We start from the raw sequence: 15,420 nt of genomic DNA on the forward strand, positions 1-15,420 counted from the left end.
TTATTTCGTCGCCGCGGACGAGGTCTACCCGCCGACGAATGGCCTGCACATATGGGCGGCACCGATGTCGGTGAATTCGGTGTTCGGGTTCGCGCCGAGTACCCCGACTACTCAGGACTCTGGTCACCTCGCTGACCGACGCACATACGCATCGAGCGTGGCACGGCGATATCCCGCCGTGCCACGCCCGTGTCGTTCGTTCGGAATCAGTGGGGAGTCAGCAGGCCTCGCCGGCGAGCGCGGGGCTCAGGGTACCTGCCGAAATCCGGGCACTGGCGTGGTGCGTTCCGGGCGCCAGCGATACAGGATCCTGACCCGGGAGCTCCAGTTCCGCCGTGCAGCCCGCCGGAACGGTGACGTCCACGTTCAGCGTGTCCGCCACCAGCTCCCAGGAGATCGCCGCCGTGCCGTAGGGCGTTTCGTGGCGGGCCTTCGCCGAGATGATGCGCCCTCCGGGGCGCGGGCGGAAACGGATGGTGCGGTATCCGGGGCTGGTGGCTTCGAGGCCTGCCACGACGCGGTGGAGCCAGTCGGCCACCGCGCCGAGGGCGTAGTGGTTGAACGAGGTCATGCCGCCGGGGTTGAGGCTTCCGTCCGGGCGCATGCTGTCCCACCGCTCCCAGATCGTCGTCGCGCCCTGGGTGACGGGGTAGAGCCACGAAGGGCACTGCGTCTGCAGCAGGAGGCTGTAGGCGACGTCGATGTGGCCGGCCTCGGTCAGGGCGTCGCACAGCAGCGGCGTTCCGACGAAGCCGGTGGCTATCTTCGCGTCGTCGGCCAGGACGAGTTCGGCGAGCCGGTCGCCCGCCCGCTTGCGTGCCGCCGGCGAGGTGATCAGCTCGAACTGCAGCGCCAGTGCGTACGCGGTGGGGCTGTCGACCCGCATCAGACCGTCCGGGTGTGCCCAGCGGGCGCGGAAGGCCGAGGCGACCTGGTCGGCCAGGGTCTTGTAGCGGTGGGCCTGGAGGTCCTCGCCGATGGTCTGGGCGATCCGCGCCAGGTGCCTGGCGGACCAGGCGAAGTAGGCCGTGGCGATGAGGTACTTGTCGGTGCGGCCGGAGGCGGGGTCGTCCGGGGGCGCTGCGGGGTCGAGCCAGTCGCCGAGCTGGAATCCGGTGTCCCACAGGCGGGTCGGGCCGGCGAGCCGGTCCATCAGGTCGACCCACTTCTTTCCGGTCTCGAAGTGCCGGCGCAGCAGGTCGGCGTCGCCGAAGCGCTGGTAGAGCAGCCACGGCGTCAGCGTGGAGACGTCGCCCCAGGCCGCGCCCGGCTGGATCGGGGTCCACATGGGCTCGCCGGGGATCACCGGGACGTACCAGGGCACGGTGCCGTCCGGCAGCTGCTCGATGCCGACGTCCACGAGCCAGGAGTCGAGCATGCCGGCGCAGTCGTAGAGGAACGCCGCGGTCGGTGCGAACACCTGGATGTCCCCGGTCCAGCCGAGGCGCTCGTCGCGCTGCGGGCAGTCGGTGGGCAGGTCGACGAAGTTGCCGCGCATGCTCCACACGACGTTCTCGTGCAGGCGGTTGACCAGCGGGTCGCTGCACTCGAACCAGCCGGTCCGGCGCATGTCAGTGTGGTAGACGCGGGCGACGACCGCGCCCGGGTCCAACTGCGCCGTGGGCCATCCGTCGATCTCGGCATAGCGGAACCCGTGCAGGGTGAAGCGCGGTTCCCAGGTCTGCGGGCCCGTGCCGTCACTGACGTAGACGTCGGTCGAGGAGGCCTCACGCAGGGGTCGGACGGCGAGCTCGCCGTGCTCCAGGACCTCGGCGTGGCGAAGCGTGACGACGGTGTCGGCCGGCGCGTCGAGGGTGATCCGCAGGCGACCGACGAGGTTCTGCCCGAAGTCGAGCAGCAGCCGGCCGCCGTCGCGCCTGAGGATGCTGACGGGAGCGACTTCCTCGGTGCAGCGCACGGCCGGTCCCTGCGGGGCGACCAGGGTGCGCACGTCGCGCTGCCGGACGGCGACGGCCGTCCAACCGGCGTCCGCGTCGGGCCGGTCGGGCGTGGACCAGGCCGGGTCGTGCAGCCGGGCGTCGAAGATCTCGCCCTCGTACAAGCCGGACTCGGTGATCGGGCTCGGCGCGGCGCTCCAGGTGCCGTCGGTGGCGACGACGGTTGTGCTGCCGTCGTCGTGGACGACCTCGAGCTGCGCGATCAGGGACTGGTCGGTGCCGTAGATGTTGCGCGTGCCACCGTCGAATCCGTACTTGCCGCGGTACCAGCCGTCGCCGAGCCACCCTCCGATGGTGTTGGCGCCGAGGCTCAACCGCTCGGTGACGTCGTAGGTGTAGTAGCGCAGCCGCTGCGGATAGACGGTCCAGCCGGGGGAGAGGGCATCGTCACCGACGCGTACGCCGTTGATCTCGGCTTCGTAGAGACCGTGCGCCGTGATGTACAGGCGGGCCCGCGAGATCGGACGCGTCAGCTCGAAGTCGCGCCGGACGCGGGACGGACGGCGGGTTCCTTCCGCATCCTCCGGCCAGGCGGCGCCCACCGGCGCGGCGACCCAGTCGCAGGGTTCGAGCAGTCCGGCCTCGACGACGCCGGGTTCGCTCCACTCGCTCGGAGACGGTGCGCCGTCCGTCCAGACGCGGACGCGCACGCCGGCCCGTTCACGGGAGGCGAGGGGCCGGCCGGGCCAGGCGACGAGGCGTTGCTCCGAGCCGCTGACGCGGCCCGTGCACGAGGTCTCGCCGTCCCGTCCGCGGGAGATCTCGAGTTCGTAGGCGTCCTGGATCAGGGGATGGCCTGGCAGAGTCCAGGACAGGCGCGGTGCGGACACACCGATGCCGAGTCCGCTCCGGAGGTGTTCGAACGACACCGGGGCAGGCTGAACACGCATGCGGGGGTTGACCTTTCAAGAGTACGGAGAGCGTTCTTCAGCCCTTGACAGCGCCGCCGGTGAGGCCCTTCATGATCTTCTGGTTGAGGAACAGATAGATCAGCAGGGTGCCGAAGACGTTGATGCAGATCGCCGCGAACAGCGGTCCGTACTGAGTGGAGCCGAACTGGCCGGTGAAGTTGAGCAGGCCGACCTGAATGGTGCTGAGGTTCTGGTTGTTCGTGAAGGTGAGGGCCACGAGCAGGTCGTTCCAGATGAAGAAGAACTCGACCAGGCCGACGGTGAGGATGGCGTTGCGGACCATGGGCACGCTGATCGACCAGAACGAGCGCAGGATGCCGGCGCCGTCGAGCGTGGCGGCCTCGAACATCTCCCGGGGCACCGCGCGGTAGAAGGTGCTCATCATGAACACGGTCAGCGGCAGGTTGGCGCCGGTGTAGGTGAGGATCAGCGGCCAGAGCGTGCCGGAGATGCCGGCCTGGGTGTAGATCGTGAACAGCGGGAGCAGGATCATCTGCACCGGCACCATCAGCCCGGCCAGGAAGATCAGCAGGGTGAAGTTGCGCCCCTTCCACACCATGATCTGCAGCGCGAAGCCGGCGGCCGTGCCGAGCAGCAGGAGCAGCAGCAGCGAGGGGAACACGGCCAGGGCGCTGTTGCGTACGTAGAGGCCGATGTTGCCGGTCGTCCATGCCGTGGAGTAGTTGGACCACAGCCAGTGGCTGGGCAGGCTCCAGGAGGAGTTGTTCAGGTAGTCGCTGTTCGACTTCAGCGAGGTCAGGAACATCCAGATCATCGGCAGGACCTCGATGAGGATCAGCACGGTGAGCAGGACGCGGACGGTCAGGCGGCCGAGGCCGAGACGTCGTCGGGCGCGAGCGGGGGCGTAGGTCCGCGTGGGCGTGCCGGTGGACATGGAGCTCAGCCCTTCGTGAGGTCGCGGCGCGAGACGCGGAAGACGACGAGCGTCACGAGCAGGCAGACCACCGTCAGCAGCAGCGCGATCGCGCTGCCGTAGCCGTAGTCGCCGTAGTCGAACGCGGTGTTGAACATCAGCACCGTCAGCGGGGTCGTGCTGTTGCCGGGGCCGCCGTTGGTCAGGGGCAGGATGGAGTCGAAGACCTTGAGCGTGCCGTTGATGCTGAAGATGAGCGAGGACATCAGGACCGGGAAGGAGAGCGGCAGCACGATGTGGCGCACCAGGCGCAGGCCGGAGGCGCCGTCGAGGCGGGCGGATTCGAGGATGTCGTCGGGGACGTCGACGAGCCCGGCGTAGAGCAGTACCGCGTAGAAGCCCATGGACCGCCAGACGTCCATGATGACCAGCACGATGAAGGCGGTGCCGGTGCTGGAGAACCAGTCGATCGGGTGCAGCCCGACGTCGACCAGCAGCTGGTTGATCGGCCCGTACTGCGGCGCGATCTGGAACAGCGCCTTGAACAGCAGTCCGACCGCGACCGTGGGAAGCACCATCGGGAAGAAGACGAGGGTGCGGATCAGCGCGGAGGCGCGCCTGAGGAAGAACACGTAGAGCAGGGCGAGGAGATAGCCGACGGCGACCTGGCCCACGGTGACGACGACCGCGTATTTCAGGGTGAACCAGAGCGCCTGGTGCGCGTTCGGATCGGACCACAGGTGGCTGAAGTTGCCGAACCCGTGCCAGGTGAAGCCCTCGATGGTGTTGCCCTTGGTGAACGAGTACCCCACGGACCAGAACATCGGGACGAGCATGATCAGGGAGTACACGAGCAGGGCCGGACCCAGCAGGATCGCGATCGCCCTACGGTCACCGAGTACGCGGTGCATGGTCTAAGTCCACTTCGTAGTTGGAGACGCCGACGCAACGCCGGGCCGCCGGGCTCGAGAGCTCGGCGGCCCGGCCATCCCGGCTCAGCTGCCGCTGGTCAGGGCGTTCTGGACGGCCGACATGAACTGCTGCGCGCTCATCGAGCCGGACACCAGCGGAGCCGCGTCCTGCTGGCTGGTGGTGGTCGCCTGCGCGTTGAACAGCGCCTCGAACCACAGCACGCTGGAGGTGGCCGTGCTCATGGTCGTCTGCACCTGGGTGGTGACCGCGTTGGCCGCCGGCACCGGCGTGTTGACCTTGAAGCCCGAGATGGTGCTCTGGCCCTTGAGCGAGTCGGTGCCGTAGTTCTTCGCGACGCAGGAGAGCCAGTCGTCGACCTCGGTGTTGTTCGCGTACTGCGAGGAGACGACGATGCCGAGGCCGATGTTCGACGGGTACTGGTCGATCGAGCCCTGGCCGCCGGCCACGGCCGGGAACGGCATGAAGCCGATGTTCGCCGCGCCGACCGAGTCCTGCTTGGGGTCGCCGATGTTGCTCAGCGCCCAGCTTCCCATGTAGAGCATCGCGGCCTTGCCGGTCAGGAACGTGTTGAGCGCGGTGTTGTAGTCGATCGAGCCGACACCCTTGCCGAAGTAGCCCGCCTTGCCGAGGTCGGCGACCTTCTGGGCGGCCGCGACGTACGCGGGGTCGGTCAGCTTGGCCTTGCCGTCGGCGACGTCCTTCATCGCGTTCGGGCCGAGGTCGCGGAAGATGTAGTCGCCGATGAGCCGGGTGATCGGCCAGCCCTGCTGGCCGGAGGCGGAGAACGGCTGGACTCCGGCCGTCTGCAGCTTCGCGGCGTCCGCCACCAGCTCGTCCCACGTGCTCGGCACGGAAAGGCCGTGCGCGGCGAAGATCTGCTTGTTGTAGAAGATGCCTTCGATGTTGTACTCGGCCGGCAGGGCGTCGAGCTGCCCGTTGTAGAGCTCCTTGACGGTGGAGACCGCGGACGGGAGCAGCTGGTCCTCGACGCCCAGCTTCTGCAGCAGCGGCTCGAGGTTCTCCACCTTGCCGGACTGCGCGAGCTGGACCACGGTGGTCGGGGTGTCCTCGTGGAAGGTCACCGGGAGCGCGTTCTGGCCCGCGAGCAGCTGGACCTTCTCGTTGAGGTTCGCCTGGGGCTGGGTCTGCACGCTCAGCGGCAGCGCCTTGTTCTCGGTGGCGCACTCGTTCTTCGACAGGCTGGTCAGGACCGCGCGGTCGACCGTGTTCTCGGTCGCCGAGAGGAAACTGAACGAACTCGGCGCGGCCGAGCCGCCGCCTGAGCTCGCCCCGCCCCCGGTCCCGCCGCACGCGGAGGCCAGCAGGGTCAGCGCGGCGGCACTGGCCGAAAGGCCCAGCAGCCTTCTCTTGGAACGGGTCGAGGTCGCGATCATGGATGGCTCCCGGGTCGTCATTGAAGCGGAGGGTCGGAACGTTGGCCGGGGAGTATCACACCCCTGGGGGCGTGTCCCGGACCGAAGTGTGTAGAACGCTCAACACTCGGTGTGGGCTCACCCTGCTCCAAAACTCGCGCCCTCGTCAAGACACGACAGCGTAACATTGCGGCCACTTGGGGATTAGCGCTGCCACGCCACGACGCCGGGTGTGTAAATCGTTGTTCAGTACTGCGGCGTCAAACCCTTCCAAGGCATAGATAACAGGCCGATTGCCGAGCCAGACGGGTGCGCACCAGATCGTCGCGGCCGCGATGAGGGGCGATCAGTTCAGGGGAGGGTCGGCCGGATCACGGGAGCGGCGGCCGGATCACACGAGAGCGGCGGCCGGATCACGGGGCCGGTTCAGGAAGCGGGCGCCGCGGTGCTGCGGCGCACGACGAGGCTCGGCGTCATCGTCGTCTGCATCGCCCGGGTGCGCCGGCCCTCCACGCGCTCGATCAGCATGCGCGCCGCCGTGGAGCCCATCGTCCGGCCGGCTTGATCCACGCTGGTGAGCTGAACGGACGTCAGTGCGGCGAGGGCGGTGTTGTTGTAGCCGACCAGGGACAGATCCGCGGGAACCCGCAGCCCGAGTTCGTCGGCCGCGCGGAAGACGCCCATCGCGGCCACGTCCGCGCCCGTCATGATCGCGGTCGGCCGGTGCGTCGCGGAGAGCAGGTCAAGGCCCGCCTTGTAGCCGCCCTCGTCCGAGTAGGGCGCGCGCACCACGGTGGCCGCGTCCTCGAGGCCGTGCCGCTGCATCGCCTCGAGATAGCCGTTGGTCAGCACGATTTCGGGCGTCTTGCGCCACTGGCTGGACTTGGTGCCGGGTGAGGAGAGCAGCGCGATACGCCGGTGGCCGAGCGAGACCAGGTAGTCGACGACCATGGCGGCACCCATGTCGTCCGCGTCGAGGACGGAGTCGTGGACCTCCGCCGCGTCGTGGTGTCCGATGACGACGGTCGGGGTGTCGGCGGCGGTGGCGAGAACCTCGCCGCGGCTCGTACCCGGCGCGATGAGGATGAGCCCGTCCATCCGCCGGTCGACCATCGCGTCGATCGTGTGCGCCTGCCCGGTCGGATCGAAGCCGGCCGCGCCGATCAGCACGGTGTAGTCGGTGTCGAGCAGTTCCTCGTGGACCCCTTCGAGGATGTCGGCGAAGAAGCTGTTGCGGAGGTTGTCGAGCAGGACGCCGATCGTGTAGGTCCGCCCGCGCATCCCGCGCGCCGCCGAACTCGGCCGATAGCCCAGCTCGGCCATCGAGGCGCGCACCTTCTCGGTCATCGCCGGGCTCGTGCCGTAGGCGTTGCGCAGCACCTTGGAGACGGCGGCCATGGAAACCCCCGCGTGCAGCGCGACTTCCTTGATCGTCACACGCTTCGTTTGCTTCGCCGAATCCATGCCAGAGCACCCTGTCGTCACGAACGACGGCCGCCGCGGACCAGCCCGCACGCGCCGTCGACCAAAGCAGCTGAATCGCTAACGTTACACGCTACCGGCGCCGTGGGACGAACCACAATCCCGAGGTGGGGCGGGCTGTCGGACCCGGTGGCCCGGGGTCCGCGCCGCGTGCCCGGAGCAGGCCGGAGCGGGGGTGGGTCGACCCGAAGTTCGTATAACGTTATATACTTTCCTCATGGCACCTCAGGTCTCGGAAGGCGGCACCCGTGCCCGCCACCGCCTCGGCTCGACCGAGGTCGGCGGCATCGCCCTGGGCTGCGCCGCGCTCTCACTCGAGCATCACGCCGAGCCGGCCCGGGGCAGGGCGGTGATCGGCGCTGCGCTCGATGCCGGGATCACGTTGCTGGACACGGCCGCCGCCTACACCTCCGCGGCCGGCGCGAACGAGAACGAGCGCCTGATCGCGGAGGTGCTCTCGGCCCGACAATCCGCCGCGGCGCGGCCCTTCGTGGCCACCAAGGGCGGGCACTTCCGCGAAGGCGACGCGTTTCCGGTCGACGCCCGGCCCGAGACGCTGCGCCGGCACTGCGCTCAAAGCCTGTCCGCGCTCGGCGTGGAGAGGATCGATCTGTACTTCCTGCACTGGCCAGACCCCGAAGTGCCGATCGAGGAGAGCGTCGGCGCGCTCGACGACCTGCGCCGCGAGGGCAAGATCGCCCACATCGGCGTTTCCAACGTCGGGCCGGGCGCCCTCGCCGCGGCGCGGCGTACCGCCCCGATCGACGCGGTCCAGAACCGCTTCTCCCTTTTCGACCAGTCCGAGCAGCCCGTACTGGACCTCTGCGCGGCAGACGGTATAGCGTTTCTCGCCTACTCGCCCCTCCGCGGGCTTACGCAGTCCCGGCCCGAGCTCGCGGCGTGCCTGGCGCGCATCGCCCGAAGCCACGGCGTGCATCCGGCACTCATCGCCCTCGCTTGGCTCCGGGCGCGATCGCCCGTCATCATCCCCGTCGTCGGAGCGACCCGGCCGGAAACAGCACGCGAAGCAGCCGCGGCAGACGGCGTGCACATCGACGCTTCGCAGCTTGCCGAACTGGACGGCTTCACGCGCCCGAGATCAGGACACTGACGACGCGAGCGAGTGCTGCGAGCGCTGGGAACGTTCGGCCTCGCGGTACCGGCTGCTCAGCCGTTGGTGAGAGATCGAGGCCAGGACGTACTCGCCTCCCGCGGGCCGTTCGGACAGATCGAGTCCCAGCGCGAGGCCGTGGTGGACCTCGGCGTATCTGCTCTCCAGGCGCTTGATCACGCTCGTGGTCTGCTGCGGGTCGTCGTGTATTTCGATCAGTCCTTGGCTTTGCAGCCAGGCACCGCCGATCCGGTACTTGGCCACGGATATGGCGACGGCCGGGTTCTCGAGCAGTGTGTCGAGGTCTGCGCCGCGCCGGACGAGGAATGCGATGCGTGATTCGGCGCCTACGTGGATGACGTCGAAGCCGACGCGGATGCAGCGGACCAGGCCTCTGGCGTCGTAGCAGGCCACGTGCCCGTAGGTGGAGTTCAGGGAGCGGTAGCGGCCTGATCTGGGTTCCATGCCGAGGATCGCCAGTTCGTCGCGGGACCCGTGGAGGAACAGCTCGTCGTCTGAATCCTGGTCCGTGGGGCCCCAGAAGTTCTGGTGGGCATGCCGCGACCACAGCGCGCCCAGGCGGGGATCGGCTCGTCTGGGCGCTATGCGTGCGCTCCACGGCGCGGTGCGGGTGGACGGGGCGTCGCCGATCTCGTCGCGAACGAGCGCGGCTTTGATCTCCATCCTGATCCGACGGCCGCCCTCGCGCTGCTCCCAGCTGGTGTAGTTGCCGTCCTTGTGCAGCCGCAGCTCGGGAGTGCCGTAGATCTCGGCGATCTCGCGGATCAGGTGGCGGCCCGGATCCGGGTACTGCACGGCGAGCCCGCAGACCTCGAATCCGACCTGGCTCCCGATGCCCGCGGGAACGGACATGGCGACCAGCGGATCCAGTGCGCTCGCCCTCGTCTTGATCCGGTTCTCCACCGTGCTCAGCACGACGCAGCGGTCGTCCTGCGCGACCCACAGCGGCGTCACGCTCAGCCCGCCCAGTCGGGTGCGGACGGCGAGGTGTCCGTAGGGCCGCTGCGGACTGGGCAGGTGGGTCTTGCGCTGGTGCGCGGGACGCAGGATCGCGCACTCCTCGTCCGTGAGCGCGACTCCCTCGAGCGACTGGAGCTCTTTGGCCGTGCGCTCGGCGCATTCGGTGATCTCCGCCCGCGCCCGATTCACGGCCGCGGTCTGCTCGGAGGAGAGGTTCGGCCGCTGCGCCGCGGCGTCGAACAGGCGCAAGTGCTCGCGCGGATCCGGAGCGGCGAGACTCGACGGGTCGCCGGCGCGCCGCGCCCAGCCGTCCCGGACCTCGGTCGCGTCCTGGTTCGCGTCTTCGGCGTCTTTCCCATGGGCACGCATGTACGTCGCCTTTCCAGCCTTTTCCGTTGGCTACGGGCCCGGTCAGTGCTTGAGCACGACCCAGTCGCCCATGACGAGAGCGTCCAGACCTGTGGAGTGGAAGGTGCGCAGGGCGTCGCGCGGGGTCTGGACGATCGGCTCCGACTCGTCGTTGAAACTCGTGTTCAGCACGACCGCGTCTCCGGTCGCCTCGCCCACGTGCGCGAGCAGCGCCGCGTACTCGGGATTGGTCGCGGCGTCCACGACCTGGGCGCGCGTGGTCGCGTCCACGTGCACCACCGCCGGCACGACGTCGCGCATCTGTTCGCGGACCTCGAAGGCGCGGAGCATGAAGCGGGAGCCCTTGTCGGTGCCCAGCATGCGCGCCGCGGTCTCCGGAAGCGCGCTGGGCGCCAGCGGCCGCCACAGTTCCCGGCCCTTGATGCGGTTGACCCGCTCGAGCGCCGCGGCGTCGTGCGGGTCGGCGATGATGGAGCGGTGGCCCAGGGCTCGCGGGCCGAACTCGGCCGCGCCCTGGAACCAGCCCAGGGTCTTGCCGGCCAGGACGAGTTCGGCCGCGGTCTCGGCCGGGTCGGCCAGGCGCCGCGCCGTGACGCCGGTCGCGGACAGGGCCTGCCCGATCTGCTCCGAGCTGAACGAGGGGCCGAAATACGCGTGGGTGACGGGCCCGGGGCGGGGGCTGCCGGCGTCCATCGAGACCTTGAACGCCGCACCGACCGCGCTGCCGCTGTCCCCGGCGCCGGGGAAGACGTACATCTGGTCCACTTCCGGCAGCGCGGCCAGCTTTCCGTTGCAGGAGCAGTTGAGGGCGACACCGCCGCCCAGGACCAGATTGCGCGAGCCCGCCCTCGACAACGCCAGACGGCTGAGATGCGCCATGGTGCGCTCGAGCGCGGCCTGCGCGCTCGCGGCCACGTCGGCGTACTTGAGGACTTCGTCGCCGAGAGAGGAGCCGGCCCGTCCGCGCAGTGCGCTGTAGCCCATCCGCACACCGGGCCCCGAGCCGATCTCCCGGCCCAGCCAGTCGGCCCAGGCCCGGGTCAGCTCCTTGCCGTACTGGTCCCAGGGCACCTCGGGGACCTCGAGGTCGATGCGGTAGCCGTCCTGGTCCAGGCGGATCGGGAAATCGAACAGGGGCCTGCCATAGGCGGCCAGGCCCATGGCCTTGCCCTCGGATCCGCGGCCGAAGCCCAGGTGCCGGGTGACCGAACCGTAGAAGTAGCCCAGCGAGTCCCGGACGCCGAAGGACCCGGTCAGCTCGAGAGAGTCGCCTCGGGCCCGGTAGATCGAGGTGGACTTCGTCTCCCCGCGTCCGTCGGCCACGAGGACCGCCGCGTCGGCGAAGCCCGAACCGATCCAGGACGCGTACGCGTGGGCGACGTGGTGGTCGACCGGCACGACCTCGGGCAGCCGGCAGTCGCGGAAGTACTCGTGATGCACGATCGAGTTCAGGAACTCGCGCATGTGGATGGAGTCCGGCGCAAGTCCCGGGTCCCAGCCGGCCGCGATGTAGTCGACGTCTTCGATGCGCACGCCCGCTTCGGCGAGGCAGTAGAGCATGGCGTTGACTGGAGGGGCGAAGCGCGCGTGCTTCTGCCGGATGAAGCGCTCCTCCTCCGCGGCCGCGACCAGCACGCCGTCGAGGACCAGAGCGGCTGCGGGATCGTGGGAGAGACCGCCGCTGACACCGAGTACGAGCATTCAACACTCCCGTGGGATGAGGGGTTGCGGGTTTTCCTGCCGCGACGCCCGCCCGCCGTCCTCATGCGAGCGCCGCACCAGCTCCTCGCTGGCGGCCATCAGCACGGCCCGGTCGTAGCGGCCGCGGCCGGCGTCGGGGCGCACTTCGCGCCCGGTGCGCCGGGCGAGGGCGTCGGCCCAGTGCCGGATGCGGTCGGCGTAGCCTGCTTCGTTGTGGGGGAAGGCGAATCCCACCTTGTCGGTGCGGTCCGTGATCTCGTCCGGGACCAGGCCGCGGGAGATGCCGCGCAGGATCGACTTCGTGCTCAGGCCGCGGATCTTGCTGCGCTCGTTCAACGAGAACGCGAGGTCGACGACGCGCGGATCGAGGAAGGGGCAGACCTTGTCGATCCCCCAGTACTTGTTCACCTTGGCGGTGTCGAGGAGCGGTTGGCCGGAGATGACGATGTCGGTCAGGCCCATCTGATCGATCAGCCGGTCGGCTCGACGGAACGTCGAGTACACCGACTCGCGGAAGGGCTCCTCGTCGCCGTCCGTGGGCGCGCCGCGGCGCATCAGCGCGTAGTACTTCTCCCATTCGGGCGCGTCCTGGGCGTGTGCCGAGAGCAGGCGGGACAGGGGCGCGTAGTTCGCGACCATGGGGTTCGACTCGAACAGGCCCCGGTTCCGGGTTCTGTCGCGGTCGAGGTACATCACCAGGTAGCGGACCTCCCCGCCGAGAGCCTCGTCGGCGCCGTAGCCGCTCAACAGGGTTCGATCACCGCGGGCGGCGGCCGCCCGGGCGATCCAGTACTCGGTGAAGTGCGCGGCGTTGGCCTTCACCTCGTCGAAGATCGCCATAGTGGTGGGGAAGTGTTCGGCGAAGTCCTCGGCGTCCGGCTCCAGGACCAGGTGCTCGATACCCAGGTGCGCGGCGACTTTCGCGGCGTGCGGAACCTCGTTGTAGACCGAGTCCAGCTCGCGGAACGCGGTCGTGTACGCGGTCCGCGCCGGCGTGCCGAGCGCGGCCAGTGCGCAGTTGACCCAGCTGCTGTCCTGGCCGCCGCTGAGATAGGCCGAAACCTCTCCGGTCGGCGGCATGCGGGAACGGAGGCTGTCGGTGAGCACGCCGCGCAGGGCTTCGGCCGCCTCCGCTTCATCGGTGATCGTCTCGGCGGACGGCCGGATCTCCCAGTACCTGCTCGCGGCGGCCTGGCGCGCGGCGGCGACCCGGACGAGCGAGCCCGGCTCCACCTTGGCGATGTCGCGGAACATGGTCTCGGCGCCGACGGGCGTCTCGAAGACGCGCACGCTGTCCGGGACGTAGAACTCGGCGCCCTCGACGTGCGCGACCAGCGGTCGGATGGTGGAGGAGAAGACGAGTCCGCGGTCCGCGCAGCGCCCGAAGTAGAGCTGTTCCTCGCCCATCTTGTCGCGGATCAGCTCGGCGCCCCACGGGCCGGTGCGCACGATCGCGAACTTGCCGTCGACCTCGGCGAAGAACTGGTCCCTGCGGTGGCGCAGCAGGATCTCGAGAACCTGGGCCGCGGACGCGATCTCCACCCGCGATCCCACCGCGGCGCGGGCCATGGCCGTCAGGGAACGAAGATTGTAGAGATCGCCGCTGAAGACCAGCGAGTCCACGCCGTCGCTCCACTGATGGGAGGCGAGGGACTGAGCCTGTCGCACCACGCCGTGGACCTGCAGGCGCGAGCTCGGCGTCTGCAGCGAGCACGAGGTGAGCGCCGCGGCCGACAGCGGAGGCCGCAGGTCCGCTCCCGACTCTCTCGGTCCTCGCCCGATCGATCCGCTGATGTAGGAGACCGGGACGATCGAGGATCTGTCTACGGGCACGTGGATGTCATCCCTTTCCGGTTTCCCTGGACCACCACAGGGCCACCTGCAGCGCGTGCAGGCGCGACCTGTCGTACTGTCCGGCACGCCTGGCCCCGAGGTCCGCGATCATCGAGGCGGTCCTGGGGGCGTCGGGTCGCCGCAGCACTCTGAGCTGCTCCTCGTACCAGGGGGCGAGGGAGCCGGAGAGCCAGGACGGCACGGGCGAGGCGAATCCGCGTTTGTCCACGCGGGACCAGATGGCCGCCGGCACACCCAGTTCCCGTGCGAAGTCGCGCAGCGGGCGCTTGCTCTGCAGGCCGGCCCGTTTGTGGGCGAGAGGCAGCGCGTAGCACAGCTGGGCCCATTCGTGAGCCAGATAGGGCGAGCGCCGTTCGAGTCCGTATGCGCTCGCCAGCTTGTCGGAGGCGAGCAGCATCGACGGAAGCGCCACCCCGATCTCCACCAGCGAGATGGCTTGGCCGAGGTCGGGGGTGCGATCGAAGCAGCCGTGGACGTACTGTCTGGTCCGCCCGGTGGTGTCGGGCCCGCGCAGGATCAGCCGGTAGTAGCGGTCTGCGGCGCTGGAGCTCGGACCGACCGAGCCGAGGAACTTCTCTTTCAGCGGTCCGTAGGTGTCGAGGTTCGGATCGTCGACCGCCCGGCCGCCGTCGAGCGCGAGCAGATTGCGTACGTAGCCGAGCAGGAGTTCGTCGGGGCCGGTGCCGCCGTAGACGACCTTGACCCCGCGCTCGGCCGCCGCCGCGCACAGCATCCGCTCCGAGAGCAGGCTCGCGTTGCCCAGGGGGTAGTCGAGCGTCTCCACGATGTCCGCGGCGTGCCGGCGGAAGTCCTCGGGCGTCGGCTCGACGGCGATCAGTTCGGCACCGATCTCGTCGGCGACCTGCTTGGCGAGGTCGAATTCGTCATAGCGTTGGTAGCCCGGATAGCGCGCGGTCAGCATCACCGAGGGACGCAGCAGATAGGCGAGGACCGCGGAGTCGAGGCCGCCGCTGGCCATCAGGGCCGAGGGGGCGTCGGTTCTCCTGAGCTCCACCGCGGCGGTCAGCTGATGCGCGAAGGCCTTGTACGACTGCGCGTAGTCGTCGGCCTCGTCGAACTCGGAGCGGGGTTCGAGCGTCCACCAGGCCTGCTTCGTCACGCTCAACGAGTCCAGATCGACGGTGACGTGGTGACCGGGCTCGAGGAGTTCGACGTCTTCGTAGGGCGTCATGGAGCCGAGCGGGTTCTCCACGGCCAGCCATTCGGCGACGAAGCGGGGGCGCAGTGGCACGGCCGCTCGCAGAGCCTTGACCTCCGAGGCGAACGCGAAGGTGTCGCGGGTCGCGGTGTAGTAGAGCGGCTTCTCGCCGAACCTGTCTCGGGCCAGGAACAGGCGCCGGTTGCGCGGGTCGAGCAGTGCGAGGGCGAACATGCCGTCGAAGTGTGCGAGACAGTCCGAGCCGAATCTCGCATAGGCGCGCAGCATCAGATGGGCGTCGGTCTCGCCGGCCCGCAGCGCGATGCCCCACCGGTCGGCCAGCTCCCGGTAGTTGTAGATCTCGCCGTTGAACGTCAGCACCATGCCCGTCGACGGGTCCTCATACGGCCCGGGCCGCGCGGTCGGGTCCAGGACGGCCAGCAGGTTCATGGCCAGCCCGGCCCGGCCGTCGGCGGTCAGGCGCAGGTCGAAGCCGTCCGGTCCGCGGTGTGCCTGCCGCCGTGCCATGTCTGCGAGCCGGTCCGCCGCCACGGGCGAGCGTGCCGCGATTCCCGCGATGCCGCACACGTCATTGCCTCCACGGCCGTAGGGAGTGACTTCAAAGGGGCGTCGGATCAGGCCGCGGTGTCTGACGCGTGCGCTCGCAAGGCGCCGGGTCGGCCTCATGCTCGGTCGTCTGTGGGCGATCCGGCA

Annotated in this window: 10 protein-coding genes; 1 reads left to right on the forward strand and 9 read right to left on the reverse strand. The window is 69.3% G+C overall.

Going from position 1 to position 15,420, the window contains the following annotated elements:
* Positions 1–217: 217 nt before the first annotated feature.
* The 5 genes from KDL01_RS00740 to KDL01_RS00760 all read right to left on the reverse strand — a co-directional run bounded on the left by KDL01_RS00740 (position 218) and on the right by KDL01_RS00760 (position 7,486).
* Positions 218–2,848 carry a family 78 glycoside hydrolase catalytic domain gene (locus tag KDL01_RS00740; RefSeq protein ID WP_246575731.1) on the reverse strand — a complete coding sequence of 877 codons (2,631 nt, stop codon included), beginning with the start codon at positions 2,846–2,848 and terminating at the stop codon, positions 218–220.
* A gap of 37 nt (positions 2,849–2,885) precedes the next feature.
* Positions 2,886–3,764: a carbohydrate ABC transporter permease gene (locus KDL01_RS00745; RefSeq protein ID WP_212526297.1), complete on the reverse strand. Its 879-nt coding sequence runs from the start codon at positions 3,762–3,764 to the stop codon at positions 2,886–2,888.
* 5 nt (positions 3,765–3,769) lie between these two features.
* On the reverse strand, positions 3,770–4,654 hold the full coding sequence (locus KDL01_RS00750) for a carbohydrate ABC transporter permease (RefSeq protein ID WP_212526298.1): 885 nt from the start codon (positions 4,652–4,654) through the stop codon (positions 3,770–3,772).
* An 84-nt stretch (positions 4,655–4,738) separates the two neighbouring features.
* Complete coding sequence (locus tag KDL01_RS00755; protein WP_212526299.1) at positions 4,739–6,070, reverse strand: ABC transporter substrate-binding protein; 1,332 nt, start codon at positions 6,068–6,070, stop codon at positions 4,739–4,741.
* 405 nt (positions 6,071–6,475) lie between these two features.
* Positions 6,476–7,486, reverse strand: a complete 1,011-nt coding sequence (locus KDL01_RS00760; protein ID WP_212526300.1) for a LacI family DNA-binding transcriptional regulator — start codon at positions 7,484–7,486, stop codon at positions 6,476–6,478.
* A gap of 220 nt (positions 7,487–7,706) precedes the next feature.
* Here KDL01_RS00760 and KDL01_RS00765 point away from each other — a divergent pair, with 220 nt between their 5' ends.
* On the forward strand, positions 7,707–8,642 hold the full coding sequence (locus KDL01_RS00765; protein ID WP_212526301.1) for an aldo/keto reductase: 936 nt from the start codon (positions 7,707–7,709) through the stop codon (positions 8,640–8,642).
* On the opposite strand, the gene KDL01_RS00770 is transcribed toward KDL01_RS00765, so the two are convergent.
* The 4 genes from KDL01_RS00770 to asnB are packed head-to-tail and all read right to left on the reverse strand — an operon-like array spanning position 8,631 to position 15,393.
* Positions 8,631–9,992, reverse strand: coding sequence for a pyridoxamine 5'-phosphate oxidase family protein (locus KDL01_RS00770; protein WP_212526302.1), 1,362 nt, complete (start codon positions 9,990–9,992; stop codon positions 8,631–8,633). The two genes, KDL01_RS00765 and KDL01_RS00770, sit on opposite strands and share 12 nt — an antisense overlap.
* Before the next feature lie 42 nt (positions 9,993–10,034).
* On the reverse strand, positions 10,035–11,693 hold the full coding sequence (locus KDL01_RS00775) for a carbamoyltransferase family protein (RefSeq protein WP_212526303.1): 1,659 nt from the start codon (positions 11,691–11,693) through the stop codon (positions 10,035–10,037).
* Complete coding sequence (locus KDL01_RS00780; RefSeq protein WP_212526304.1) at positions 11,694–13,526, reverse strand: asparagine synthase-related protein; 1,833 nt, start codon at positions 13,524–13,526, stop codon at positions 11,694–11,696.
* Between the two features lie 7 nt (positions 13,527–13,533).
* Positions 13,534–15,393 carry an asparagine synthase (glutamine-hydrolyzing) gene (gene asnB / locus KDL01_RS00785; protein ID WP_281415161.1) on the reverse strand — a complete coding sequence of 620 codons (1,860 nt, stop codon included), beginning with the start codon at positions 15,391–15,393 and terminating at the stop codon, positions 13,534–13,536.
* Positions 15,394–15,420 lie beyond the last annotated feature (27 nt).

Origin of the sequence: Actinospica durhamensis (assembly GCF_018139695.1) — a bacterium.
GTDB classification, from domain to species: domain Bacteria; phylum Actinomycetota; class Actinomycetes; order Streptomycetales; family Catenulisporaceae; genus Actinospica; species Actinospica durhamensis.

Coding starts and splice junctions, on each gene's coding strand:
- KDL01_RS00740 (WP_246575731.1), bottom strand. CDS start 2,848: ATGCGTGTTCAGCCTGCCCCGGTGTCGTTCGAACACCTCCGGAGCGGA.
- KDL01_RS00745 (WP_212526297.1), bottom strand. CDS start 3,764: ATGTCCACCGGCACGCCCACGCGGACCTACGCCCCCGCTCGCGCCCGA.
- KDL01_RS00750 (WP_212526298.1), bottom strand. CDS start 4,654: ATGCACCGCGTACTCGGTGACCGTAGGGCGATCGCGATCCTGCTGGGT.
- KDL01_RS00755 (WP_212526299.1), bottom strand. CDS start 6,070: ATGATCGCGACCTCGACCCGTTCCAAGAGAAGGCTGCTGGGCCTTTCG.
- KDL01_RS00770 (WP_212526302.1), bottom strand. CDS start 9,992: ATGCGTGCCCATGGGAAAGACGCCGAAGACGCGAACCAGGACGCGACC.
- KDL01_RS00775 (WP_212526303.1), bottom strand. CDS start 11,693: ATGCTCGTACTCGGTGTCAGCGGCGGTCTCTCCCACGATCCCGCAGCC.
- asnB (WP_281415161.1), bottom strand. CDS start 15,393: ATGAGGCCGACCCGGCGCCTTGCGAGCGCACGCGTCAGACACCGCGGC.